This is a genomic window from Polynucleobacter sp. MWH-Creno-3A4, from assembly GCF_018881885.1.
Classification (GTDB): domain Bacteria; phylum Pseudomonadota; class Gammaproteobacteria; order Burkholderiales; family Burkholderiaceae; genus Polynucleobacter.
The window spans coordinates 1070529-1094583 of record NZ_JACXSA010000001.1 but is presented as its reverse complement, the minus strand read 5'-3'; the positions used below and the strand labels follow the sequence as shown (position 1 = coordinate 1094583).

At 47.6% G+C, this 24055-nt stretch carries 25 protein-coding genes; 4 read left to right on the top strand and 21 right to left on the bottom strand.

Features of this window, described 5'->3' with window-relative positions; translation table 11 throughout:
- Positions 1 to 83: 83 nt before the first annotated feature.
- Positions 84 to 644, top strand: a complete 561-nt coding sequence (efp, locus tag IEN92_RS05635) for an elongation factor P (protein ID WP_114637212.1) — start codon at positions 84 to 86, stop codon at positions 642 to 644.
- A 72-nt stretch (positions 645 to 716) separates the two neighbouring features.
- On the opposite strand, the gene IEN92_RS05630 is transcribed toward efp, so the two are convergent.
- The 18 genes from IEN92_RS05630 to IEN92_RS05545 all read right to left on the bottom strand — a co-directional run bounded on the left by IEN92_RS05630 (position 717) and on the right by IEN92_RS05545 (position 16755).
- Positions 717 to 1454, bottom strand: a complete 738-nt coding sequence (locus IEN92_RS05630; RefSeq protein ID WP_216161445.1) for a carbonic anhydrase — start codon at positions 1452 to 1454, stop codon at positions 717 to 719.
- A gap of 28 nt (positions 1455 to 1482) precedes the next feature.
- On the bottom strand, positions 1483 to 2556 hold the full coding sequence (gene nagZ / locus IEN92_RS05625) for a beta-N-acetylhexosaminidase (protein ID WP_216161442.1): 1074 nt from the start codon (positions 2554 to 2556) through the stop codon (positions 1483 to 1485).
- A 31-nt stretch (positions 2557 to 2587) separates the two neighbouring features.
- Positions 2588 to 2980 carry a holo-ACP synthase gene (acpS, locus tag IEN92_RS05620; RefSeq protein ID WP_215375572.1) on the bottom strand — a complete coding sequence of 131 codons (393 nt, stop codon included), beginning with the start codon at positions 2978 to 2980 and terminating at the stop codon, positions 2588 to 2590.
- Positions 2977 to 3723, bottom strand: coding sequence for a pyridoxine 5'-phosphate synthase (locus IEN92_RS05615; protein WP_216161439.1), 747 nt, complete (start codon positions 3721 to 3723; stop codon positions 2977 to 2979). The genes acpS and IEN92_RS05615 overlap by 4 nt, the downstream gene beginning before the upstream one ends.
- A 12-nt stretch (positions 3724 to 3735) precedes the next feature.
- Positions 3736 to 4470 carry a DNA repair protein RecO gene (recO, locus tag IEN92_RS05610; RefSeq protein WP_216161436.1) on the bottom strand — a complete coding sequence of 245 codons (735 nt, stop codon included), beginning with the start codon at positions 4468 to 4470 and terminating at the stop codon, positions 3736 to 3738.
- A gap of 6 nt (positions 4471 to 4476) precedes the next feature.
- Positions 4477 to 5370 (bottom strand): GTPase Era, encoded by an 894-nt coding sequence (era, locus tag IEN92_RS05605; protein ID WP_216863945.1) that lies wholly within the window; start codon positions 5368 to 5370, stop codon positions 4477 to 4479.
- Positions 5371 to 5414: 44 nt separating this feature from the next.
- On the bottom strand, positions 5415 to 6206 hold the full coding sequence (gene rnc / locus IEN92_RS05600) for a ribonuclease III (protein ID WP_215375560.1): 792 nt from the start codon (positions 6204 to 6206) through the stop codon (positions 5415 to 5417).
- Positions 6207 to 6212: 6 nt separating this feature from the next.
- On the bottom strand, positions 6213 to 7019 hold the full coding sequence (gene lepB, locus IEN92_RS05595) for a signal peptidase I (protein WP_216161434.1): 807 nt from the start codon (positions 7017 to 7019) through the stop codon (positions 6213 to 6215).
- Positions 7019 to 8824 carry a translation elongation factor 4 gene (gene lepA, locus IEN92_RS05590; protein WP_215375554.1) on the bottom strand — a complete coding sequence of 602 codons (1806 nt, stop codon included), beginning with the start codon at positions 8822 to 8824 and terminating at the stop codon, positions 7019 to 7021. The genes lepB and lepA overlap by 1 nt, the downstream gene beginning before the upstream one ends.
- Before the next feature lie 136 nt (positions 8825 to 8960).
- Complete coding sequence (locus IEN92_RS05585; RefSeq protein ID WP_216161431.1) at positions 8961 to 10409, bottom strand: DegQ family serine endoprotease; 1449 nt, start codon at positions 10407 to 10409, stop codon at positions 8961 to 8963.
- A 50-nt stretch (positions 10410 to 10459) separates the two neighbouring features.
- Entirely contained in the window at positions 10460 to 11707 is a 1248-nt protein-coding gene (fabF, locus tag IEN92_RS05580) for a beta-ketoacyl-ACP synthase II (RefSeq protein ID WP_215375548.1), read from the bottom strand.
- A gap of 21 nt (positions 11708 to 11728) precedes the next feature.
- Positions 11729 to 11968 (bottom strand): acyl carrier protein, encoded by a 240-nt coding sequence (acpP, locus tag IEN92_RS05575; protein WP_028819177.1) that lies wholly within the window; start codon positions 11966 to 11968, stop codon positions 11729 to 11731.
- A gap of 102 nt (positions 11969 to 12070) precedes the next feature.
- Positions 12071 to 12814 carry a 3-oxoacyl-ACP reductase FabG gene (gene fabG / locus IEN92_RS05570; RefSeq protein ID WP_216161428.1) on the bottom strand — a complete coding sequence of 248 codons (744 nt, stop codon included), beginning with the start codon at positions 12812 to 12814 and terminating at the stop codon, positions 12071 to 12073.
- 40 nt (positions 12815 to 12854) lie between these two features.
- On the bottom strand, positions 12855 to 13790 hold the full coding sequence (fabD, locus tag IEN92_RS05565) for an ACP S-malonyltransferase (protein ID WP_216161425.1): 936 nt from the start codon (positions 13788 to 13790) through the stop codon (positions 12855 to 12857).
- A gap of 24 nt (positions 13791 to 13814) precedes the next feature.
- Positions 13815 to 14801 carry a beta-ketoacyl-ACP synthase III gene (locus tag IEN92_RS05560; RefSeq protein ID WP_216161423.1) on the bottom strand — a complete coding sequence of 329 codons (987 nt, stop codon included), beginning with the start codon at positions 14799 to 14801 and terminating at the stop codon, positions 13815 to 13817.
- On the bottom strand, positions 14798 to 15811 hold the full coding sequence (plsX, locus tag IEN92_RS05555) for a phosphate acyltransferase PlsX (protein WP_215375536.1): 1014 nt from the start codon (positions 15809 to 15811) through the stop codon (positions 14798 to 14800). Before plsX ends, IEN92_RS05560 begins: the two co-directional genes overlap by 4 nt.
- Before the next feature lie 83 nt (positions 15812 to 15894).
- Positions 15895 to 16074, bottom strand: a complete 180-nt coding sequence (rpmF, locus tag IEN92_RS05550) for a 50S ribosomal protein L32 (protein WP_011902241.1) — start codon at positions 16072 to 16074, stop codon at positions 15895 to 15897.
- A 102-nt stretch (positions 16075 to 16176) separates the two neighbouring features.
- Positions 16177 to 16755, bottom strand: a complete 579-nt coding sequence (locus IEN92_RS05545) for a DUF177 domain-containing protein (protein WP_216161420.1) — start codon at positions 16753 to 16755, stop codon at positions 16177 to 16179.
- A 43-nt stretch (positions 16756 to 16798) separates the two neighbouring features.
- Between IEN92_RS05545 and IEN92_RS05540 the strand changes: the two genes are divergently transcribed.
- Both IEN92_RS05540 and IEN92_RS05535 read left to right on the top strand, forming a co-directional pair.
- Positions 16799 to 17407, top strand: a complete 609-nt coding sequence (locus tag IEN92_RS05540; protein WP_216161417.1) for a Maf family nucleotide pyrophosphatase — start codon at positions 16799 to 16801, stop codon at positions 17405 to 17407.
- A gap of 27 nt (positions 17408 to 17434) precedes the next feature.
- Complete coding sequence (locus tag IEN92_RS05535) at positions 17435 to 18205, top strand: SAM-dependent methyltransferase (RefSeq protein WP_216161414.1); 771 nt, start codon at positions 17435 to 17437, stop codon at positions 18203 to 18205.
- Positions 18206 to 18225: 20 nt separating this feature from the next.
- On the opposite strand, the gene sppA is transcribed toward IEN92_RS05535, so the two are convergent.
- The 3 genes from sppA to IEN92_RS05520 are packed head-to-tail and all read right to left on the bottom strand — an operon-like array spanning position 18226 to position 20930.
- Complete coding sequence (sppA, locus tag IEN92_RS05530; protein WP_216161411.1) at positions 18226 to 19173, bottom strand: signal peptide peptidase SppA; 948 nt, start codon at positions 19171 to 19173, stop codon at positions 18226 to 18228.
- 39 nt (positions 19174 to 19212) lie between these two features.
- Positions 19213 to 19884: an HAD-IA family hydrolase gene (locus IEN92_RS05525; RefSeq protein WP_215375521.1), complete on the bottom strand. Its 672-nt coding sequence runs from the start codon at positions 19882 to 19884 to the stop codon at positions 19213 to 19215.
- Between the two features lie 35 nt (positions 19885 to 19919).
- The gene (locus IEN92_RS05520) at positions 19920 to 20930 is read right to left on the bottom strand and encodes an RluA family pseudouridine synthase (RefSeq protein ID WP_216161408.1); all 1011 of its coding nucleotides are present in this window, start codon (positions 20928 to 20930) and stop codon (positions 19920 to 19922) included.
- Positions 20931 to 21394: 464 nt separating this feature from the next.
- Between IEN92_RS05520 and IEN92_RS05515 the strand changes: the two genes are divergently transcribed.
- Positions 21395 to 24019 carry an Rne/Rng family ribonuclease gene (locus tag IEN92_RS05515; protein ID WP_216161405.1) on the top strand — a complete coding sequence of 875 codons (2625 nt, stop codon included), beginning with the start codon at positions 21395 to 21397 and terminating at the stop codon, positions 24017 to 24019.
- Positions 24020 to 24055 lie beyond the last annotated feature (36 nt).

The window sequence follows — 24055 nt, the reverse complement described above, 5'->3', positions numbered from 1 at the left end:
CTACAATAAAGGCGTGCGGGCGGTTACAATCTTGTTTTTGATAAAAACCGCAGAAAAATCACTCTGCACCCAGGAATAGCAAGATGAAAACAGCACAAGAACTCCGCGTTGGTAACGTAGTCATGATCGGCACTGATGCCATGGTCGTATTGAAAGCCGAATATAGCCGCTCAGGCCGCAACTCCTCAGTTGTGAAAATGAAATTTAAGAATTTGTTAACTGGCGCACCAAACGAAGGTGTTTACAAAGCCGATGACAAATTTGATGTAGTGATCCTCGATAAGAAAGAGTGCACCTACTCTTACTTCGCTGACCCAATGTATGTATTTATGGATACGGAATACAACCAGTACGAAGTTGAAGCAGAGTTCATGGGTGATGCATTGAACTACCTCGAAGAAAGCATGCCTTGCGAAGTGGTGTTCTACGAAGGTAAGGCACTTTCTGTTGCGATGCCTAACTCACTTGTTCGCGAAATCATCTATACCGAGCCAGCAGTTAAAGGCGATACCAGCTCAGGAAAGGTATTGAAGAACGCAAAATTGGCTACTGGCTATGAATTGCAAGTACCATTGTTCTGCAACACTGGTGACAAGATTGAGATCGATACTCGTACAGGTGAATATCGTAGTCGCGCTAACTAATTAGCAAACTACAGATGTTCAAAAGCCCGGCATGCCGGGCTTTTTTATTACTGAATTAAGCACCTCAACTAATTAGTTAGTTTCAGTAATCTTACGACCATTCAATGGAAATGTTGGACGGGCATTCATTGGATAGAGCTTCTTAAATTGCTCCAACTGTGCCTTAGACAATTCCATCGGCGTCTTTAAAATATAAAACGTCACGCCTTCACTGCATGGAGGAGTGGTCAAAGAACCGGCGTAGCTGTAATAAGCAAGTGACTTTGGTAAGAGGCCTGCGGGATCAATTTTGCCTTTAAGGGTCACCTTACCCTCTTTATCCGGCATTTGAGCAAACACCTCCTTGAATACAGGATTTTCAGCACCCTCTTTAAAGAAAACACCAATCACTGCCAGCTTACCATCAGCACTCTGATGAACTAAGTGAGCATTAAATGGATAAGATTTTCCATCGACCTTTTCTTCGCCTGGTGCATGAAAATGGGTTTGCAAAAACTTGTAATCCACACCGGAAAGATTTGCGCCACCTGCATCAGATAATGCCACTTGAATAGTGTGACCATTATTAATGATCTCACCAGCGGAAGCTTTGTAATTTGTTTTGATTGGTGCCGTTGCTTTAGTAGCAGACATCGTTGGGATATCAATCGGTGCTTGCTGTTGACCAAGCTTACAAGTAGCAAATTCTTGACTAAGATTGCCCCAATTATCGGGACCTACTTTTCCTTCGTAACCCCATGATGTTCCACCGGCAGCAAAAACTACTGTTGATGATGCAAATAAGGCTAAGGCAATAAAACGTTTTTTCATATTGCTGTCTCCATAAATACAAGCACTGTTAGATTAGATGAAATTGCTTGAGTAAACCTTTGGCATGTTGATACTCAGGTTCATTATGAAGTGTATCCCATGACATTTCAATGACTGTTGGCATGAGTCGATTTAAGCGCTTTTTAGACTCTTCAAGCTTAGTTTTGGAGACTTTAAGGCCATTCAGTAACTGATCGGCTAAATCCGGACGATTGCAAATCAGCACTGCATCACAACCTGCATCTAAGGCCATTTCAGCACCCTTCACTACAGAGCCCGCAACACTCGCCCCTTCCATTGAAAGATCATCACTAAAGATCACACCTTCAAAGCCCAGCTCTTGTCGCAAGATGGAATGCAGCCAAATCTTTGAGAAGCCTGCGGGATTTTGATCGACCATGGGGTAAATCACATGCGCAGGCATGACAGCCGCCAAACTTAAATCCAACCATTCATAAGGCTTGGCATCATCATTCAGAATTTCATTTAAGGGACGCTCATCGACTGGAATGGCCACGTGAGAATCTGCCTCTGCCCAACCATGCCCTGGAAAGTGCTTGCCGCAGTTCGCCATACCACCCAAGCGCAAACCTTCATTCAAACTCTTAGCAAGGGCAAAGACAATTTGGGGATCACGACTAAATGAACGATCGCCAATCACCCCACTACGACCAAAATCGAGATCGAGTACTGGAGTAAAACTAAAGTCGACACCGCAAGCACGTAGCTCAGTAGCTAAAACATAGCCACAGGCCGTTGCCGCTGCCATTGCTAGCGCTGCCGATTCCGCAGCGTGACTCGATTTAGTCTTTCTACCCCATAACTCGCCTAACTTACGCATGGCTGGCAGATGGGTAAAGCCATCCGTCTTAGCACGCTGCACTCGCCCACCTTCGTGATCAATAGAGATGAGAACGTCAGGACGCAATTTTTTAATATCAGCAGTAAGTTTAGTGAGCTGTTTGCGATTGGCAAAGTTTCTGCCAAATAAAATCACACCACCAGTCAAAGGATGCAAGATGCGACGGCGATCTTCAGCGTTTAAAACCTGACCGACCACATCTAAGGTTACTGGGCCTGGATTCATGGTGGATTTACTCATCTCTTCCTCTATATATTTTTATTTCCTGCATTTACTTTTGCGTCACAATCACATGCGCGATTGCCATGTCTTGTTCATCACTTACGGTAACTTGGGCTTCCCAGTTTTTGTCTTCCATAAATTTGGCTAGCGCCCCTGAATAAGAGGTCACCGGCTTACCGCTAGGCTCATTTAAGGTTTGCAGGGACCGCCAAGTCATTGGCATATGCATTCCTAAACCAATCGCCTTAGAAAACGCCTCCTTGGCTGCAAAACGTGTCGCTAGAAAAGCAATGCCACGCTTGTGATTACGGGCAAGGCGATGCTGAAATACCAACATCTCATCAGGACCCAAAACTCTTTCTGCTAGACGACCATTGGTGCGATCATAAGCCGCTTGTAAGCGCTCAATCTGCAGAATGTCTGTACCAATGCCGATGATCATTTTTGAAGATTTCTACCTTGAACCATGAGAGCCTTCATATCAGTGATGGCTTTTTGCCAACCCTTGAATACTGCCTCGGCCACAATGGCATGACCAATATTGAGCTCTGATAATTCAGTGATCCCTGCAATTGGCATGACATTGCCTTCATGTAAGCCATGACCTGCATTAACCCTCAAGCCGATGTGTTTAGCAAACTGAGCCGCCTTACGAATGCGCTCTAACTCGTTCGTTTGTTCCTGGCCTGATAAATCTGCGTAGCGGCCAGTATGTAATTCCACTACAGTAGCACCGACATCTTTAGCCGCCTGAATTTGTTTTTCATCAGGGTCGATAAATAAAGACACTCGAATACCCGCATCTTGCAATTGCTTTGTGGCGGCCTTCACTGCCTCGAAGTAAGCCAAAACATCGAGGCCACCCTCAGTAGTCACCTCTTCGCGCTTCTCAGGCACCAAACATACATCGTGTGGCTTGACCTTGCAAGCAATGTTAATCATTTCAGGAGTAACAGCGCACTCCAGGTTCATACGTGTTTTGATTAGAGGACGTATTGCGAATAAATCCGCATCTTGAATATGGCGACGATCTTCGCGTAAGTGCAGAGTAATTAAATCAGCTCCGGCCTTTTCTGCTAATTGGGCGGCTTTGATGGGGTCGGGATAGACCGTACCCCGTGCATTTCGCAGAGTGGCGACATGGTCAATATTGATACCAAGTTCTAGAGCGTGCTGGGCTGTCATGACTGTAGATTACTAGATTTTCTTCAAATCAATCAAAATTTGGCGGGTAGTTAATACTTGATCTTGTAGATGCAAACTCAGTAGAAAGCGCATGAGTTGCTTGCTCTCGGAAAGCGTCTGTGAATCTGAAAAGTTCCCCACTGCAATATCTAAAAGAGATTTGCCCACCAACACCGGCCAGTGCCCTGGATCATCGCCCTGCATTGGTCGTACTCCACGCTCTGGCTGATACACATAATGGGTATCAGCCTCAGGTGCAGCATTGGTTTCTACACAGCGGTCCAAAGCGGCGGCATATCCAGTCTCTTGTAACAGCGAGAGCTCGAATGGGCGCAAAATTTCTTCTAAGCCCTTGGATTCAAATTCAAGATTTGACAATGCATTAATAGTTTCCGCATACCGGTCATAGAGTTTTTCATAATCATCCTCCCGCGCTAAAAACTTCACGAGCAGTTCATTGAGATAGAAGCCACACAACAATGCATCACCAACTAAAGCAGGCATACCTCCTACCCACTCGGATTTGGTTAGAGTACGCAGTTCTGATTTACCACTCCAAGAAACGAGTAGCGGTTGAAAGCGCTGCAATACCGGGCGAAGAACTGAATGTGGGCGCTTGGCGCCTTTAGCAATGAGGGCCATCCGGCCATGAGACCGCGTAAAAACATCCAGGATTAAGCTGGTCTCTTTATAAGGGATGCTATGCAATACAAAAGCAGGTTCGTCAGCAACACGAATTGAGGCCATCAGAATTTATTCCAGACCCTGCGCCCGTAATTCAGCGCGATCATCAGCCCAGCCACGCTTCACCTTGACCCAGGTCTCTAAAAAGACTTTGCCATCAAAGAGCTTTTCCATATCGATGCGGGCATCGGTGGAGATCTTCTTCAAACGCTCGCCCTTTGCGCCAATAATCATAGCCTTATGGCTATCACGATCTACCAAAATGGTTGCCGCAATGCGGCGCATCTTGCCATCCATCTTAAATTGATCAATCACGACTGTGCTGGTATAGGGAAGCTCTTCACCAGTAAAACGAAATACTTTCTCGCGCAAGATTTCAGCGGCTAAGAAACGTTCACTGCGATCAGTAATCGTATCGCCATCATAGACCGCAGGTGCCTCAGGTAAATAGCCTTCCAATACATCCAGGAGTCTTTCGATATCACCAGGACTCTTGGCGCTCATCGGTACGATTTCTGCGAACTCACACTTCTGATCTTCATGCCCACCCAACTCACACCAAGGTTTAGACATTTCTTTCATAAAGTTCAGCAGCGCTTGATCACGCTCGGATGGCGTCTGAAAACGGCTATTAAACAGATCAAGCTTATTCAGAACCAGAACAACTGGCAAATCATCTGGCAAAAGTTTCAATACCTTCTTGTCATCCTCACCAAAATATCCTGCTTCAACTACGAAGCAAGCCACATTGACATCTTGCAAAGCGGTAGTCACCGTTCGGTTCAACGCCTTGTTGAGGGTATTCATCAGGCGCGTTTGAAAACCTGGGGTATCAATGAAGATAAATTGAGCTTCCTCACGATTCTGAATGCCCAAAATTCGATGGCGTGTGGTTTGGGCCTTACGAGAAGTAATGCTGATCTTTTGACCAACCAAAGCATTGAGCAAGGTGGATTTACCCATATTGGGACGCCCAACAATGGCGATGGTGCCGCATCTAAACACGATTAGCCCTTCAGCTTGAGGTTTAACTGCTCTTCAGTAGCTTCTTTTTTTGCTGCTTTTTTCTTCGCTGACCGAGTTTTCTTTGGTTTACGAGATTCCTGCGGCAGCGCTTTCAGTACCGCTACCAGCGCTGTCTTTGCGGCGGATTGTTCAGCTGCGCGACGAGACGCGCCCTCACCTTTTACAGAAACCCGCAAACTAGGAATCAGGCACTCCACCTCAAACTGCTGATTATGGGCAGCGCCAGTAGTACCAGTTACGTTATAAGTTGGCAAAGGCAGCTGATAGCTTTGTAGACACTCTTGCAAAAGTGTTTTGTCATCCTTACCCAAGGTTTTGGGATCCACATGCACCAAGATTACGGAATATAGCTTGCGTAAGCATGCCTTAGCAGCATCAAAGCCACCGTCTAAAAAGATTGCGCCGGTTACTGCCTCGAGCGTATCGGCCAAGATGGAGGGGCGACGAAAACCGCCACTCTTCAATTCACCCTCACCCAAGCGCAGATAATCAGATAGCGATAAAGTTTGTGCAATCTCATATAAAGCTTGTTGCTTCACTAGATTAGCGCGTACGCGCGATAGATCACCCTCATCCAAATCGGAGTAACGCTCGTACAGTAAATCCGCAACGACGCAGTTAAGAATAGAATCGCCTAAGAACTCCAAGCGCTCATTGTTTCTCTTGCTATGACTACGGTGAGTCAAGGCTTGGTTTAAGAGCTCCGGCTTCTTGAAGCTGTAGCCCAAGCGTTCTTGCAAGGGCATGGTGTCAATGACAGCGCGTGCGTTCATAGTGGATTACTCAAAGCCACCGATACGGCCTAAGTTGCCCAGGTTTAACCAGACAAAGAAAGCTTTGCCAACAATATTCTTATCTGGCACAAAGCCCCAGTAACGAGAATCAGCACTGTTGTCGCGGTTATCGCCCATTGCAAAGTAATGCCCTGGTGGAACTGTGCAAGTCAAACCTGCTTGTTGGTACTGACAGAACTCCACACCAGGAAAACGTTCAGTCGGAAATACGGCAGATGGGCGATCAGGATCATTCAAGATCTCATGGCGATTGCCACCCAAGTCTACTGGAAAGGTTTCTGTATAGCGCTTGGCGTAACGCATATTCTCTGGATCAAGATAGGTCTCACCGCCGCTGTATTGCAATGCTTGGCCATTTACCGTTAGACGCTTATCTTGATAAGAAATAACATCACCTGGTAGAGCCACAACCCGTTTGATGTAATCAACTGACTCATCACGTGGATAACGGAATACCACCACATCACCCCGCTTAGGTGAACCCAAATCCACTATCTTTTGATTGATGACCGGCAGACGAATGCCATAGGTAAATTTATTTACCAAGATGAAGTCGCCAATCTGCAAGGTTGGGATCATCGACCCAGATGGAATCTTAAATGGCTCCACGATGAAAGAGCGCAGTACAAATACCGCACAGATGACCGGAAAGAAACCTGCCGTGTACTCCAGCCACAATGGCATACGATCAATGCCGGCAAGTTTTCTTTGGGGGGCAAAGTACATCTTGTCAGCCACCCAAGCAATGCCTGAAACAATTACCAAGATGAAGAGAATGAGAGCGAAGTTCATTAATCTTCCACCTGCAAAATCGCCAGGAAGGCTTCTTGTGGAATTTCAACGTTACCAACTTGCTTCATGCGCTTCTTACCTTCTTTTTGTTTTTCTAATAACTTGCGCTTACGAGAAATATCACCGCCATAACATTTGGCCAAAACGTTTTTACGCAAGGCTTTGACGTTTTCACGAGCGACGATATTACTGCCGATTGCTGCTTGTATCGCTACATCAAACATTTGACGCGGAATAATGCCGCGCATCTTAGAAACTACTTCGCGACCACGATGCTGGCTATTGCTTCTGTGCACAATCACTGAGAGCGCATCAACACGTTCACCGTTAATGAGGATATCGACCTTCACTACATCTGCCGGACGATATTCTTTGAATTCATAATCCATCGAAGCATAACCGCGAGAAATAGACTTCAAGCGATCAAAGAAATCCAACACAATTTCTGCCATCGGTAACTCATAAGTCAGTTGCACTTGGCGTCCGAGGTAATTCATACCCGTTTGAATCCCACGCTTGCCAACGCACAAGGTAATGACCGAACCGACATACTCTTGTGGCATGTAGAGGTTGACCGTTACGATCGGCTCCATAATGGTGTCAACCTTACTGGTCTCAGGCATCTTGGATGGGTTATCGACCATCAAGATCGTGCCATCCGACTGCTGTACTTGATACACCACGGTTGGCGCAGTCGTAATAAGATTCATGCCGTACTGACGCTCTAAACGCTCTTGCACAATCTCCATGTGGAGCAAACCTAGGAAGCCGCAACGGAAACCAAAACCCAAGGCTTGTGAGACCTCTGGTTCATACAAGAGTGATGCATCGTTCAGCTTGAGTTTTTCAAGAGACTCGCGCAGCTGATCGTATTCACTGGCCTCCACTGGATATAAGCCGGCAAAGACTTGGGGTTTTACCTCTTTGAAGCCGGGCAGCGGCTCAGCCGCAGGAACTCGACCTTGCTGCCCTGGAGAATGCGTAACGGTATCTCCAACCTTGGCAGCCTTTAATTCTTTGATGCCAGCAATCACAAAGCCCACTTGACCAGCAGATAGCTCTGGACGATCGACTGACTTTGGACTAAACACACCGACGTGCTCTACTAAATGGCTTGAGCCATTAGCCATTAAAGTGATTTTTTCTTTGGGTTTGAGTGTGCCGTTCACGACGCGCACCAACATCACCACACCCACGTAGTTATCAAACCAAGAGTCAATGATCAACGCTTGCAATGGATCGGCTGCATTACCTTTAGGTGGAGGCACTCTGGCAATCATTTCCTCGATGACATCTGCAACACCTAAACCGGTTTTTGCTGAGCAAGTGACGGCTTCAGATGCATCAATACCAATGACGTCTTCAATTTCTTTTTTGGCGCGCTCAGGATCAGCTTGGGGTAAATCAATCTTATTCAGCACCGGCACAACTTCAACGCCCAACTCAAGCGCCATGTAACAGTTAGCAACTGTTTGCGCCTCAACGCCCTGACTAGCATCAACCACTAATAAGGCACCCTCACAAGCCGATAAAGATCGGCTGACCTCATATGAAAAGTCAACGTGCCCTGGGGTATCAATCAGGTTGATGTTATAAATCTTGCCGTCTTTGGCTTTGTAATTTAAAGCTGCCGTTTGCGCTTTGATAGTGATGCCGCGTTCGCGCTCAATATCCATTGAATCGAGGACCTGGGCTTCCATTTCTCGATCAGAAAGGCCGCCACACAGTTGAATAATGCGATCCGCAAGCGTCGATTTGCCGTGATCAATGTGGGCGATGATAGAAAAATTGCGGATTAAATCCATAGCGTCTTAATAGCTCATTCAAAAAACGCCTTGTCAGAACGCACCACGATGATGCGCTGCAAAAAGCCGTCTTACAGGAATTGTAATGGGTGGCGCCTAAAAGGCGCCGAACCCTATTTTTCTACCTAAAAAGGGCTTATTTTGGTCTTACTGGGATGACCAGAGTGCTGTCAGAACGGCGGATAAAGACTGGAACGGCCTTATTGGCATCAAGGCCTTTAACCAGGGCTTCAAACTGCTTTACCCCGGTGATATCGGTGTCGGCAATGCGAATAATCACATCCCCAGGACGAACACCAGCCCGCACCAGAGAGCCCTCCCCCAAACCGGTCACTTCCACACCACCTTTGATATTGAGATCCTTCTTTTTGCTATCTGATACGTCGCTTACCGCAACACCGAAAGCATTCGCACTATTACTATTGGCATTAGGGACATCTGGCTTTTTGGTAGCTACCTGTGCAGAGTCAGTATCTGCCACAGTGACTGTCAAATCGCGTGTTGCACCCTTACGCCACACTTGAACAGTAGCAGTGCTTCCTGGCTTGGTTTCACCAACCACTCGCGGCAAATCCGTTGACTTTGCAATATCACGTCCATTAAAAGCAAGAATGACATCTCCCGCTTCAATGCCGCCATTTGCTGCCGGGCCATTCGGTTCAACATTGCGCACATAAGCACCATGCGGTTTTCCTAAACCTAAACTCTCTGCAACCTCTTTAGTCATCTCACCCAAGGCCACACCAATACGACCTCGAGTCATTTTGCCGTTCGTGCGCAGTTGATCGGCAACGCGCATCGCCTCATCAATTGGAATCGCAAATGAAATTCCCATATAGCCACCAGAGCGGCTAAAGATTTGAGAGTTAATACCAATTACTTGACCTGCAGTATTGAGCAAGGGGCCGCCAGAGTTGCCGGGATTGACCGCAACGTCAGTCTGAATAAAGGGCAGGTAATCACCAGTATCTCGACTCTTGGCTGACACAATACCCGCAGTCACTGTATTTTCAAGGCCAAATGGGGAGCCAATGGCCAAGACCCACTCGCCCACTCGCACCTTAGATGAATCACCTAATGGCAATCTTGGTAAATCACGTGCCTCAATTTTTACCACTGCTACATCGGTACGCTTATCCATACCCAACAACTTTGCTTTGAACTCACGCTTGTCAGTTAGAGTGACATAAATGGTCGTTGCACCCTCAACAACGTGAGCATTAGTCAGAATCAAACCATTCGATTCGATAATGAAACCAGAGCCAACGCCACGATCGGCCTCTTGTGGTTTGCTAGGGTTTGGCTGTGTTGGTTTTGGCCCATTCGGAATTCCAGGAATAGGCACACCAAAGAAGCGACGGAAAAATTCTGCTTGATCCTCAGGCATTCCAGGAATGCCGCCTTGAGATTGCTGAACCATCACTTTTTCAGTGGTCCGAATATTAACTACAGCAGGACTCGCGCGCTCAACCAAGTCGGCAAAATCCGGAATCGTGACTCGAGGATTTTGAGCAATCGCTGGTGCAATAAATGATATTTGGCCAAGACTCAAAATAGCCAAGAGCGCAATAAAGTACTTTTTCATGATGCTATGACCTACTTGGTGAAAACCAAAAAATGGAGATAAAGAGGATATTAGGTCAGCTTACCAAAAATCAAGGTGCCGTTAGTACCACCAAAGCCAAAGTTGTTTTTGACGGCGTGATCGATCTTCACGTCCCTAGCAGTATTGGCGCAGTAGTCCAAGTCGCACTCAGGATCTTGATTGAAGATATTGATGGTGGGTGGGGATTTCTGGTGATGGAGCGCCAGAATCGTGAAAACAGACTCCAAACCGCCAGCACCACCTAAAAGGTGACCCGTCATCGACTTGGTAGAGTTAATCAGTGCTTTTTTAGCATGATCGCCAAGGGCGGCTTTGATTGCCTCGGTTTCATTCTTGTCACCCAAGGGCGTAGAGGTACCGTGCGCATTGAGATACTGAATTTGATCCGGATTTAAGCCCGCATCGCGCATCGCATTGACCATACAACGGCGTGGGCCATCCATATTTGGCGCAGTCATGTGATACGCATCGCCACTCATACCAAAGCCAAGCAATTCGCAATAGATTTTTGCGCCACGTGCTTTGGCATGCTCATACTCTTCCAGCACAACAACACCAGCGCCTTCACCAAGAACAAAACCATCACGGTCTTTATCCCAAGGACGTGAAGCAGTCGCAGGATCGTCATTGCGAGTAGAGAGTGCTCTTGCCGAAGCAAAGCCGCCGATCCCTAATGCAGAGATGGTTGACTCAGCACCACCAGCAACCATCACATCCGCATCGCCATACTGAATTAAACGTGCCGCTAATCCGATACTGTGTAAACCAGTAGTACATGCAGTCACTGCAGCCACGTTTGGACCTTTAAGACCAAACAAAATACTGAGGTGACCAGAAATCATATTAATGATGGAGCCTGGTACAAAGAATGGAGAAATACGACGGGGACCGCGAGCCAATAACTCCGCCCCAGTTTCCTCAATCATCGGCAAGCCACCAATACCGGAGCCCACCATGACACCAACGCGTTCAGCGTTTTGCTCGGTGACCTCTAGACCGCTGTCCCGAATGGCCTGCGTGCCAGCCGCGATGCCGTAATGGATAAAGGTATCCATATGGCGTGCCTCTTTAGCAGAGACATATTCTTCTACATTGAAATCCTTCACCTCTCCAGCGAAATGTACGCTCAGTGGAGTGTGGTCGAATTTAGTAATCGTAGCGATACCAGATTTGCCCGCAAGCAAATTAGACCAAGCTACATCAACTGAATTGCCAACAGGTGAGATGAGGCCAAGGCCGGTGACTACTACCCGGCGTCGGCCATTTGATGCTGACACAGTAATACCTAGGCTAGGGAATTAACCCTGAGCTTTAGATTTAGCGAAGTCGATCGCGAGCTGAACTGTGGTGATTTTTTCGGCTTCCTCATCAGGAATCTCGATACCGAATTCATCTTCCAAAGCCATAACCAGCTCAACAGTGTCAAGAGAGTCAGCGCCTAGGTCGTTCACGAAAGAAGATTCATTCTTGATATCTCCTTCTGCGACGCCCAATTGCTCGGCGACGATTTTCTTAACGCGTTGTTCGATGTTGTCCATTAATTTCCCCAGGGGTTGTAAAAAACGATGAAAAGGATTTTATCAGCTTGGTGGACCGAATTCGCAAATTCGCCCAAAAATGACAAAATCCTTACTTTGCTATTAGGCTAGATACAGGCCGCCATTGACGTGTAGGGTATTACCCGTAATGTAAGCGGCGGCTGGAGAGGCCAAAAAAGCCACAGCCTGGGCCACATCCTCCGGACTACCCAAACGGGCCAGCGGAATGTTCACTTTTAGTGCATTTTGCTGCTCTTCGCTCAAAGCGCGGGTCATATCTGTATCAATAAACCCTGGAGCTACGCAATTGACCGTAATATTCCGGCTACCAATTTCACGGGCTAAGGCACGAGTCATTCCAGAAACGCCTGCTTTTGCAGCCGCATAATTTGCCTGGCCAGCATTACCCATATGTCCAACGATGGAGGTGATGTTGATGATGCGACCACCACGTGCCTTCATCATGGGACGCAACACGGCTTGAGATAAACGGAAAACAGAACTCAAATTGGTATCGATCACATCGGTCCACTCATCTGCCTTCATACGCATCGCTAAGTTATCTCGAGTGATGCCAGCGTTATTCACCAAAATATGAATGCCGCCATACTCTTTAACAATCTGCTCAATGATGTTTTCGCACGCATTTGGTTCAGTGACATTCAATACCAAGCCAGCGCCGCCTGAAGACTTTAAGCGCTCATCGATTGCTTTTGCACCGCTCTCTGAAGTTGCAGTACCAATCACTTTTGCGCCGCACTTAACTAATTCGTCTGCAATGGCTTGGCCGATGCCGCGTGATGCGCCAGTGACTAAGGCAATTTGTCCGCTTAGGTCGAGATTCATATTTGTCTTCCGCTATATCGAAGTAATCTAGGATAGATATTTATTTTAGAGTAGCCAAAGCTTCGTTCAAGCTTGCATCATCAAATACAGGCACCCCTGTCATTTGATCGTTAATTCGCTTGGTTAAACCAGCCAAGACTTTACCTGGACCACATTCCACCGCTTGAATGATTCCTTGGTCTGCCATCGCTTGTATGGTTTCATGCCAGCGTACAGGCTTTGCTGCTTGACGCACTAAGGCATCTTTAATTGCAACAGGGTCATTCAAAATAGCCACATCCACGTTGTTAATCAGAGAAATAGTTGGCGCCTTAAATTCAATATCTGCCAAATACGTTTTGAGCTTTTCTGATGCAGGCTGCAATAAAGAAGAGTGAAAAGGTGCAGAAACCGGTAGCGGCAATGCTCGCTTAGCGCCTGCAGCTTTGAGTAACTCACAGGCTTTATTCACTGCATCGCTTGCACCCGCGATTACTACTTGACCTGGGGCATTGAAATTTACTGCCTCAACCACGTCGCCAGAGGCAGCACTTGCCTCTGCACAAACTTGAATGACTGTTGCATCATCCAAACCCAAGATCGCTGCCATGCCGCCAGTACCAACTGGTACAGCATTTTGCATCGCATCAGCACGAAAACGCACCAATGGAACGGCATCTTTAAAAGAAATTACGCCTGCTGCAACTAAAGCGGAGTATTCACCCAAACTATGACCTGCCATGACTTTAGGAGTAGCGCCACCGGCAGCCAACCAGGCGCGATAGAAAGCGACACCAGCAGTCAACATCACTGGTTGAGTGTTGGTCGTTAAAGACAATGCTTCAGCAGGGCCTTCAGCAATTAACTTTGCAATATCTTCACCCAAAGCCTCAGAGGCCTCCTGCAAAGTTGCACGCACCTCAGCACGATCCGCAATGGAATTGAGCATGCCAACAGATTGTGAACCTTGGCCAGGAAATACGAATGCAAATGTCATAGTGTTAATTCAGTAAAAAATAAACTAGTACTTGAGTACAGCTGCGCCCCATGCAAAACCACCACCAACACCTTCCAATAACAGATGTTGACCACGTTGAATTTGACCAGAGCGTACACCCACATCTAATGCTAAAGGGATCGAGGCAGCAGAAGTGTTGCCGTGCTCATGCACCGTCACAATCACTTTGTCCATCGACATGCCCATCTTCTTAGCGGTACCTTCCATAATCCGAATATTCGCTTGATGTGGCACCAGCCAATCAATTTGCTCCGCCTTCAAATGGGCTTTCTCTAGGGCTTCGTGAGCAACTTGCTCCAATACTTTGACGGCTAATTTAAATACCGCCTGACCATCCATAGTCATAAATGGTGAGCCTTGTACTTGACCATTACTAGAGCGACCAGGAACACACAAAATGTCACGCTGACTGCCATCTGCATGCAATGCCGTAGATAAAATTCCAGGCTCATGGGAAGCTTCGAGCACCACAGCACCAGCACCGTCACCAAACAAGACACAAGTACCACGATCCTGAAAATCCAAAATACGAGAGAAGGTTTCAGCGCCAATCACTAATACTTTTTTGTAAGAGCCCGCCCGAATAAAGGCATCTGCAATTGCAAGTGCATAGGTAAAACCAGCACAAACTGCTTGAACATCAAAAGCAGCGCATGCGGTATGAGCGCCTAACTTATCTTGCACAACACAGGCCGTACTCGGAAAACCGCCCAAATGGTCTGGTGTAGAAGTGGCCAAAATAATCAGATCTAAATCTTCAGAAGTGATGGCGGCACTCTCTAATGCAGCTTGCGCAGCTTTCACCGCAAGATCGCTGGTTAATTCATGATCGGCAGCAAAGTGACGCGCAGCAATGCCGCTACGAGTTTTAATCCACTCATCACTGGTCTCTAATCCTGTTTTGGCAAGGCGCTCCACCAAGTCTTGGTTAGTCAGGCGCTGCTCGGGTAAATAGCTTCCTGTTCCTGCCACTCTCGCAAACATAGTCATTCTTTTGTCTCCACCACAAAGGCTTGAGCAATACGCTCAACCATGCGATTCTTAGCTGCCTCATAGGCGCGATCCAAAGCAAAACCAAAGGCAAAACGATCTGCAGAGCCATGACTCTTGATCACACAACCGCGCAACCCTAAAAGTACCGCACCGTTATAGCGACGATGATCAACGCGCTTACGAACCCTGAGCAATGGCACCATGGCACAAATCGCCATAAGCTTTGTCATCAGCGAGCGATTAAATTCTTCACGAATCATGCCGCTCATCATTTTGGCCAAGCCTTCGCTGGCTTTTAGCACTACATTGCCCACAAAACCATCGCACACAACGATGTCTGTTGTGCCCTTAAAAATATCATTACCTTCTACGTTGCCATAAAAGTTCAATTGGGTTTGGCGTAGCAACTCACTCGTTTGCTTGACTACCTCATTCCCCTTAATCACTTCTTCACCGATATTGAGTAAGCCGATAGAGGGATTTGCCTTGCCATCAACCACTTGCACCATCACATTGGCCATTTGGGCAAACTGAACCAAGTGCATTGGCTCGCAATCGGCATTAGCCCCAAGATCTAGCATGGTCGTGCCGCGCCCGAGCTCATTGGGAATCGCGGTTGCAATGGCAGGACGATCAACACCATCAAGTGTTTTCAGAATGTAACGAGAGATCGCCATCAGCGCGCCAGTATTGCCAGAAGAGATCACAGCATCTGCCTGGCCTTCTTTCACCTGCTCAATCGCAACGCGCATGGAAGAATCTTTTTTGCGACGCAAAGCGACCTCGATGGGATCATCCATCAAGACTACTTCGCTCGCGGGAATAATGTGAATGCGCTCCATCGGAACGCCGGGTAATTTATTTAAGGCTTGCTTGATTAAATCTGCATCGCCAACTAAAGCGACTTTTGCATCTAGGTGATTTTCTAGAAAATCGCAGGCGGCAGGAACCGTAACTACGACTCCATGATCTCCGCCCATGGCATCAATAGCTAGAGTAACGCTCATAAACTCATTGATTGCTGCAAGTGATTTATTAAGAAAAAAGCGGCTTTTTCTGGAGCCGCTTCTATCTATTTAGACTAAAAGAATTAGTCGTTTTTGGTTTTAACCACTTTACGACCACGATAGTAGCCGTTTGGTGAGATGTGGTGGCGCAGATGAGCCTCACCAGTTGTGGCTTCAACAGCCGTAGCAGGTGCGGTCAAAAAGTCGTGCGCACGGTGCATGCCACGTTTGGATGGTGATTTTTTATTTTGTTGAACGGCCATAATGAACTCCTAAGCAAGGCGACATTCTAACATGTAAATGCGTCTAAATGCTTGATTTTTCTGCATATGGCACTCAAAACAACAGGCAAACGCAGCCTCAGCTTATGAGTTTTTCTTCATATTTTTCAAGATGTTAAAGGGGTTTTCTCGCTCATCAGCCCCCTCATCTGCCTCATCAATCCCAAAAACTGAGGCATGTGGCTCACAAAACCCGTCTGGATGCTTTGGAATCAAGGGTAAAGACAGCAAAATCTCGTCCTCAATCGTTTCTAGGAGGTTGAAATGCTGGCTTGCCACCAGGGGCTCCTGCTCCTCATCCTCCATAGGGTAGTCATCCGCCTCCGCCTCAGTAGCCACAAAGATAAAGCGGCGCTTTTCAGCTAAATCGATGGCGCAGTCTTGCAGGCAACGCTGACAAATCAGGTGAATTCGGCCGTTTAAGTCCAAATCCAGAATTTGGTGGGGATCGCTAGCCGGAGAACCCTCAAAATAGGTCTGCATTTGCCAATCAAAGCCATCGCCGGCAATGACAGTGGAGGCCTCCTGCGCAAGTCTGGGCATTTCTGAAATCGCCAAAAATCCAGCCCCCTGATAAGACTGGGGGGCACAAAAATCAACCCTTTTCAAAGCACTAGGTTCCGAAGATAGCTGAACTTGAGGTAAAACTTGATTACGATTCATGGCATCAGTCTAAATCAAGGTCACTCTGAAAGTACATTCAGCAATGAGCATCTCCACCACCGCATCCCAAAACTCGCCACTCATCCTGGCCTCGACCTCGGTATACCGACGCGAATTATTGACACGTCTTCGCATTCCGTTTGACGTCGTTTCACCAAAGGTAGATGAAACCCCCTTTACTGGCGAGAGCTCTCTCGAATTAGCCCTGCGCCTTGCAAACGCAAAAGCTACGGCAGTTGCTAAAGAGCATCCTCAAGCTTGGGTGATCGGCTCTGACCAAGTTGCCGATTTATGTGGTGCGGCAATTGGTAAGCCCGGTAATTTCGAAAGAGCGATGGCGCAACTCCAACTGATGCGTGGTCAAACAGTGGCTTTTCATACAGCGCTGTGCTTGATGAAGGGCGATACACAAACTACTTTGAGCATTCCTACTGAAGTGACCTTTCGCAAACTGTCTGATGAGCTTTTGGAAAGCTATTTACTAGCAGAGGAGCCTTATGACTGCGCCGGTAGCGCAAAGTCAGAAGGCTTAGGCATTAGCCTACTTGAATCCATCAAGAGTGATGATCCCACTGCCCTTATAGGACTGCCGCTGATTGCGCTCACAGGTTTATTACGTGAAGCTGGTTTTGCAATCCCCGCAAGAAGCTAACAGATTAAGAGAACGGCAGAAATTTTCATGGCAAAACTCGGCACACTGTTTTTAGTTCCCAACACCCTAGGGGATGATGCGCGTAACGAACAACTGCCTTGGGTGTTACCAGCTGAAACGATTACACAAACCGCAAAACTCAAATACTGGATTGTGGAAGATGCAAAAACAGCACGTGCTTTATTAAAAGCTATTGATAGCGTTTCACCACTCAATTGCACTATTCAAGAAATGCAAATGGTTGAGTGGCGTGGCGCTGCGCGTAATGCAAAGTATGGTGATGCAGTAAAACCTGCAGATTTGCTCAAGCCATTGTTAGCTGGAAATGACATGGGCTTAATGTCTGAAGCAGGCGTGCCTGGTGTGGCGGATCCTGGAGCAGAATTGGTACTCGCAGCACACAAGCTGGGCGCTCAAGTAAAGCCTTTGGTGGGACCGAGCTCGATCTTGTTGGGCCTGATGGCAAGCGGCCTCAATGGTCAGCGCTTTGCTTTTCAGGGATATTTGCCGCATGACACCCATGATCGCAGCGCTAGACTCAAGCAGCTTGAAGTGGAATCCCGCAAACTCGAGCAAACCCAAGTATGGATTGAGACACCTTATCGCAATACCGCGATGCTGATGGCGTGTCTCCAGGCATTAGCACCACAAACATTGCTATGCATTGGCGTAGACCTTACCCTCAAATCTGAAATGATTTCCACTCTATCCATTGCAGAGTGGCGTAAGCGCTTTCCGAATGAGGCTGCTTGTGGCCCATTACAAAATAGGCCAACAGTATTTCTACTGCTGGCCTAAAAGATGTGCTGTTGAAGTATTTACTTCAGATCTGGTGTCTTTACTAAAGCTTTACCAGCAGCAGCTCCAGCCTCAGCACCAAAACGCTTCGCGACGCGTTCAGCAAAGTTTTCTTTCATGGTGTAGTCAAGGACATCAGGGGCTTTAAAGATGTCCCGCGCCACTGAATCAACTGTACCGTAACCATCTACTAGACCAAGCTTAACGGCTTGCTCGCCATTCCAAATCCGACCTGAAAATAAATCTGGTGTTTCTTTCAAGCGCGTACCACGACCTTCTTTCACCACCTGAATAAATTGCTGATGAATTTCATCAATCATGGTCTTGACCATTTCCACTTGCTTGGGATCTTCTTTGCTAAATGGATCCATCATGCCCTTGTTAGAGCCTGCAGTAATCATGCGCCGCGTCACGCCCAATTTATCCATCAAGCCAGTGAAGCCAAAGCCTTCCATGATTACACCGATTGAACCGACTAAGGAGGCTTTATCTACCAAGATCTGATCGCCCGCAACTGCAACGTAGTAACCACCCGATGCACAAATATCTTCAACCACCACATACAAGGGCTTATTTGGATAGAGCTTGCGCAAGCGATGAATCTCATCATTAATCATCCCCGCTTGAACTGGTGAGCCGCCTGGACTATTGATGCGTAGTATCACTCCAGCACTATGCTCATTCTCAAATGCAGCTACCAGCGCAGAATTAATATCCATTGCATTGGCCATCGAGCTTGAAGAGATTTCACCCTCCATAGTCACCATCGCCGTGTGCTTCTCGACAGCCATACCGCGACCCGGAAGATGGAAATCAAACACAGCCAAAATCACACCCACAAAGACCAACAGGGTCAATACTCGGAGAACCGCTCTCCAGCGGCGTGCCTTGCGTGTCTCTTTGAGATTCTCCAATAAGAGATGTTCAAGCGCTTGTCGCTCCCAATTAGGGTTTGGATTATTTTCCATTTTTGCTTCCTCAGTCTGACTAATTAAGATATCAATTCGTTATAAATTTTCTTTAAGCCATTGTGATAGCTGTGCGACATCATCAACATGTGCCAATGACTTTGAAGTCTTCAGGGTATCGAGTGGATGTGCGCCGTAAGTCACTGCAATCGCATCCACCCCCGCATTCGAAGCCATATCCAAATCATGCGTGGTATCACCAATCATTAACATGCGACGTGTAGGCACTTGAGTGGCATCAGACAACTCAAGCAACATCCCGGGATGCGGTTTTGAAAAGGATTCATCAGCAGTGCGGGTTTCATGAAAAAGATGCCCAATTTGGTGATGCTTAAGCGAGCGATCTAAGCCTACTCTGGATTTACCAGTGGCAACGCCTAAAAGGTATTTATCGGCACGCAAGTTTTCCAATAGCTCACGAATGCCCACAAATAAATCCAGCTCATGATCTTTAGCCAAGTAGTGATAACGAAAGCGGTCAGTCAACTTTGGAAAATGTACTGGCTCGATCCAGGGCACTGCTCTGCGCAGGGAATCCTGAATCCCCAAACCAATCACTGAACTTGCGAGAGCGTCATCCGGCTCTTTAAAACCCAAGTCACGACAAGCTTGCTGAATGCATTGCACGATCGTGGGGGTTGAGTCCATGATGGTTCCATCCCAATCCCACACAATCAGGTCATAACGTCGATTTGAGGTATCTACTTGCATTATTTTGGGTTCGAATGATTCACTGTATTAATCAATTATGACAACTCAAATTTCTTCATCATGACTGCAAACTCCGCGGGGAGCGGTGATTCAATGCGCATTTTTTCACCGGTACGCGGATGGGTAAAGCCTGCCAAGTGCGCATGTAGATAAAGTCGTTTGGATTTAATCAATTTATCTTGCTCTTCAAAGCCATATTTATCATCGCCCAAAATGGCATGGCCTAGCTTTTGCAAGTGCACCCGAATTTGATGGGTACGCCCCGTTTTAAGCTGCGCTTCAGCCAACGTCATTGCCATCTCATCATGCTTGAAGACTTTTGTAACTCGCAAAGCAGTATGACTGGGAAGCCCCTCAGGATCGACTCGCACGCGGCGTTCGCCATTAGCTAATAAATATTTATGCAATGGGTATTTGAGTTGCATGCTCTGAGTACCCTGCACAATTTCTCCATGGGCCAGCAAGTAATAGCGTTTATCAGTTTGTCCCTCACGGATTTGGCGATGCAGCTCTACTAAAGCGCTACGCTTCTTTGCCAGCAGCAACACTCCGGAAGTATCTCTATCTAGACGGTGGACCAATTCCAAAAACTTCAGCTCTGGGCGGGTGATGCGTAAGGTCTCAATCACGCCCAAAGCAATTCCAGATCCTCCATGCACCGCCAATCCAGGAGGTTTATCTACAATCAAAAGGGCCTCATCCTCAAACAGGATCGGCATTTTGTCTGAGTAACCATGAGCTCGGGATTTGGTTTGAGCAGAGTTCACTGCGGCCATTTGGGCCGGCTCGGCGATTCTGACGGGGGGCACTCGCACTACGTCCCCCTCCACCAGGCGAGTCGTTGGCTCGGCACGTTTTTTGTTTACCCGTACCTCACCGGAGCGAATAATCCGATAAACGTGGCTTTTGGGGACCCCTTTGGCCCAGCGCAGCAAATAATTATCTAAACGCTGACCAGCCTCCTCCGGTCCAATAGTCTGCAGATGAACTGCTGCTGGGGCAGAATTTGGGGTGGGTTTTGGCTTACTTAATGGCTCTGGTTTCATGATTTATCTCTCTTGCCCCCTCAACAGAGGACGACAAGGGACTCAACAATACCCCATTGTCATTCAACTTGTGCCGTATAATCAACGCTCTAGCCAATTTATTGGCTTGATCCCAGCCTGAAGTCAGGCTTGAATCGTGGAGCTTGGAGTCGCCCTTTAAAAGACTCCCGGGGTTGCCCCTCCCCCGTTGTAATGAGGCGCAGGGTTGGTGTGCCGTATGCCGCGACCCGCGATTAGAAGACAGTTTTCAGGCGCGCGCCTGCATTGATGACCTAAAGGAGGTCTCTGCGGCGATCGTCAAGTGTGGCACCGAATTAACCAACCGTTAACTTGGTGAGCTGGGTAAAAGATGCCCAGATTGGCTTGATCCACACTCCTATACCGCCTTAGGCTCAGTCCTCAGCGGCATTGAACTTGTCCCCTAACGCAGCGCGCATCGACAGCCTCCCCCATAGGAGAGTGTTATGAAACGCATGTTGTTTAATGCAACTCAACAAGAAGAGTTGCGAGTTGCCATCGTTGATGGTCAAAAACTCATTGATATCGATATCGAAGCTGCCGGTCGTGAACAACGCAAAGGCAATATTTACAAAGGTGTTATTACCCGCATTGAACCGTCCCTGGAGGCGTGCTTTGTCAACTACGGTGAAGAGCGTCATGGCTTCTTACCATTTAAAGAAGTTGCTAGAGCCTATTTCAAAGAGGGTATCGACGTCCGCAATGCTTCCATTAAGGATGCCCTGCGCGAAGGTCAAGAAATCATTGTTCAGGTAGAAAAAGAAGAGCGTGGCCAAAAAGGTGCTGCCCTCACCTCTTTTATCTCTCTGGCTGGTCGTTATTTGGTATTAATGCCAAACAATCCACGTGGAGGCGGTGTATCCCGTCGCATTGAAGGCGAAGACCGTCAAGAACTGCGTGAAGCGATGTCTCAATTAGAAGTACCAGATGGCATGAGCATCATTGCTCGTACCGCTGGTATTGGTCGCGATGCTACGGAATTGCAGTGGGACTTAAGTTATCTCATGCAGCTGTGGAAGGCGATTGATGAAGCCGCTAAAGGCAACTCTGCGCCATTATTGATTTACCTCGAATCTAGCTTAGTGATTCGTGCAATCCGCGATTACTTCCAGCCTGATATCGGCGAGATTCTCATCGATACCGATGACATCTATGAACAAGCTGCGGCATTTATGTCGGTGGTGATGCCAGACAATTTGCCACGTGTAAAGCGCTATCACGACGATGTGCCTTTGTTCTCGCGCTTCCAAATTGAACACCAAATTGAAACCGCGTATTCACGCACAGTGCCATTGCCATCTGGCGGCGCTATCGTGATCGACCACACTGAAGCCTTGGTTTCTGTGGACGTGAACTCTGCCCGTGCGACCCGTGGTTCTGACATTGAAGAAACTGCGACGCGTACCAACTTAGAAGCTGCCGATGAAATCGCTCGTCAAGCACGTTTACGTGACTTGGGTGGTTTGATCGTGATTGACTTCATTGATATGGAATCGAGCAAGGCTCAGAAAGATGTTGAGAACCGCTTACGCGATGCTCTGCGCCATGATCGTGCCCGCGTTCAAATGGGTAAGATCTCCAAGTTTGGCTTGATGGAAATGTCACGCCAACGTTTGCGCCCTGCCCTTTCTGAAGGTAGTCACGTCACTTGCCCGCGTTGTAACGGCACAGGTCATATCCGTGATACCGAATCATCTGCATTGCAAGTTCTGCGCATTATTCAAGAAGAAGCGATGAAGGAAAACACAGCAGCGATTCATACACAGGTACCGGTCGAAGTGGCTGCGTTCCTCTTGAATGAAAAACGTGCTGAAGTCATCAAGATTGAGACGCGCTTCAAAGTGAACGTCTTGATGGTTCCAAACAAGCATTTAGAAACGCCACATTACAAGTTAGAGCGTTTGCGTCATGACGATCCACGTCTAGATGACCAAAAAGCTAGCTACGTGATGGCTGAAGAAGCTGCTCGCGAATTGGAAACCGACACCACAGTAAGCCGCAAAGATGCTGATGTGAAGGCACGCCCTGAGGCTGCAGTTAAGGGCATCACTCCTACTCAACCTGCACCAATGAGTCAACCGCGTCCAGCCCGCACCGAAAAAGTTCAAGCTGAAAGCTCTGGTGGTTTATTTGGATTTATCAAAAAACTATTCTCATCGACACCAGTAGTCGAAGAGAAGCCAGCGCCAAGCAATACACGTGGACGCAATCAAAGTCGCAACGGCAATGGTGGTGATCGCAATCGTGGTCGCAATCGTCGTGGTGAGCGTAATGATCGCAACGGCGAGCGTACAGAGCGTCCGGCGGCAAATGCTGCTGAAGGTGCTAGCGAAGGCAGCACCAATCGCAACGGCAATCGTAATAACCGCAATCGCAATAACCAAAACGGTCCAAAACCAGAACGTCAAGAAAATGCAGCGGCAGTAACATCTGCAAGCGAAGCAGCTCCTGGCAATGAGGCAACACCGACTGTTGAGGGCGAAGAGCGTCGTGGTCGTGGTCGCAACCGTCGTGGTCGTGGTCGCAACCGAAATGATCGCGGTGAGCGCACTGAGAATGGTGATGCATCTTCATCTGTAGCAGCATCTGCTAGCCCGTTTGCTGGCCCTCCTGTTGGTATGGCTGGTGCATCTGCATCAATGCCAATTCAGAATATTGTGAGCAGTTTTTCAAATACAAAACCAGCAGCTGAAAAAACTGAAAGACAAGGTCGAGGACCACGTGCTCCACGTCAATCAAATCGTCCAGCTCAAAGCTCTGCTGCAGCACCAACGCAAACTGCAGCACCCGTTGCTGTAGTAGCTGCTGCCGCCAAGGTTGAAGTGATTGCTAAACCAGCTCCAGAACTTCCGAAGGTTGCCTTCCAAGCGCTAGAAGAAACGCCTTTACATAATGTTGTGCAATCTGCCGGCATGATTTGGGTTGCCACCGATGCCTCCAAGCATGCGGAAGCACAAAATCAGATTCAGCCTGAGTCAATCAACTTAGGTAGAACACCAAAGCCTGCAGCTGCCCGTCCTGAAGGTCCAATGGTTTTAGTTGAAACCGGCGGTCAAGAAAAAACGGTTTAAGGCCTTACAGCTTTTTCTCCAGACCGCCTTTTATCC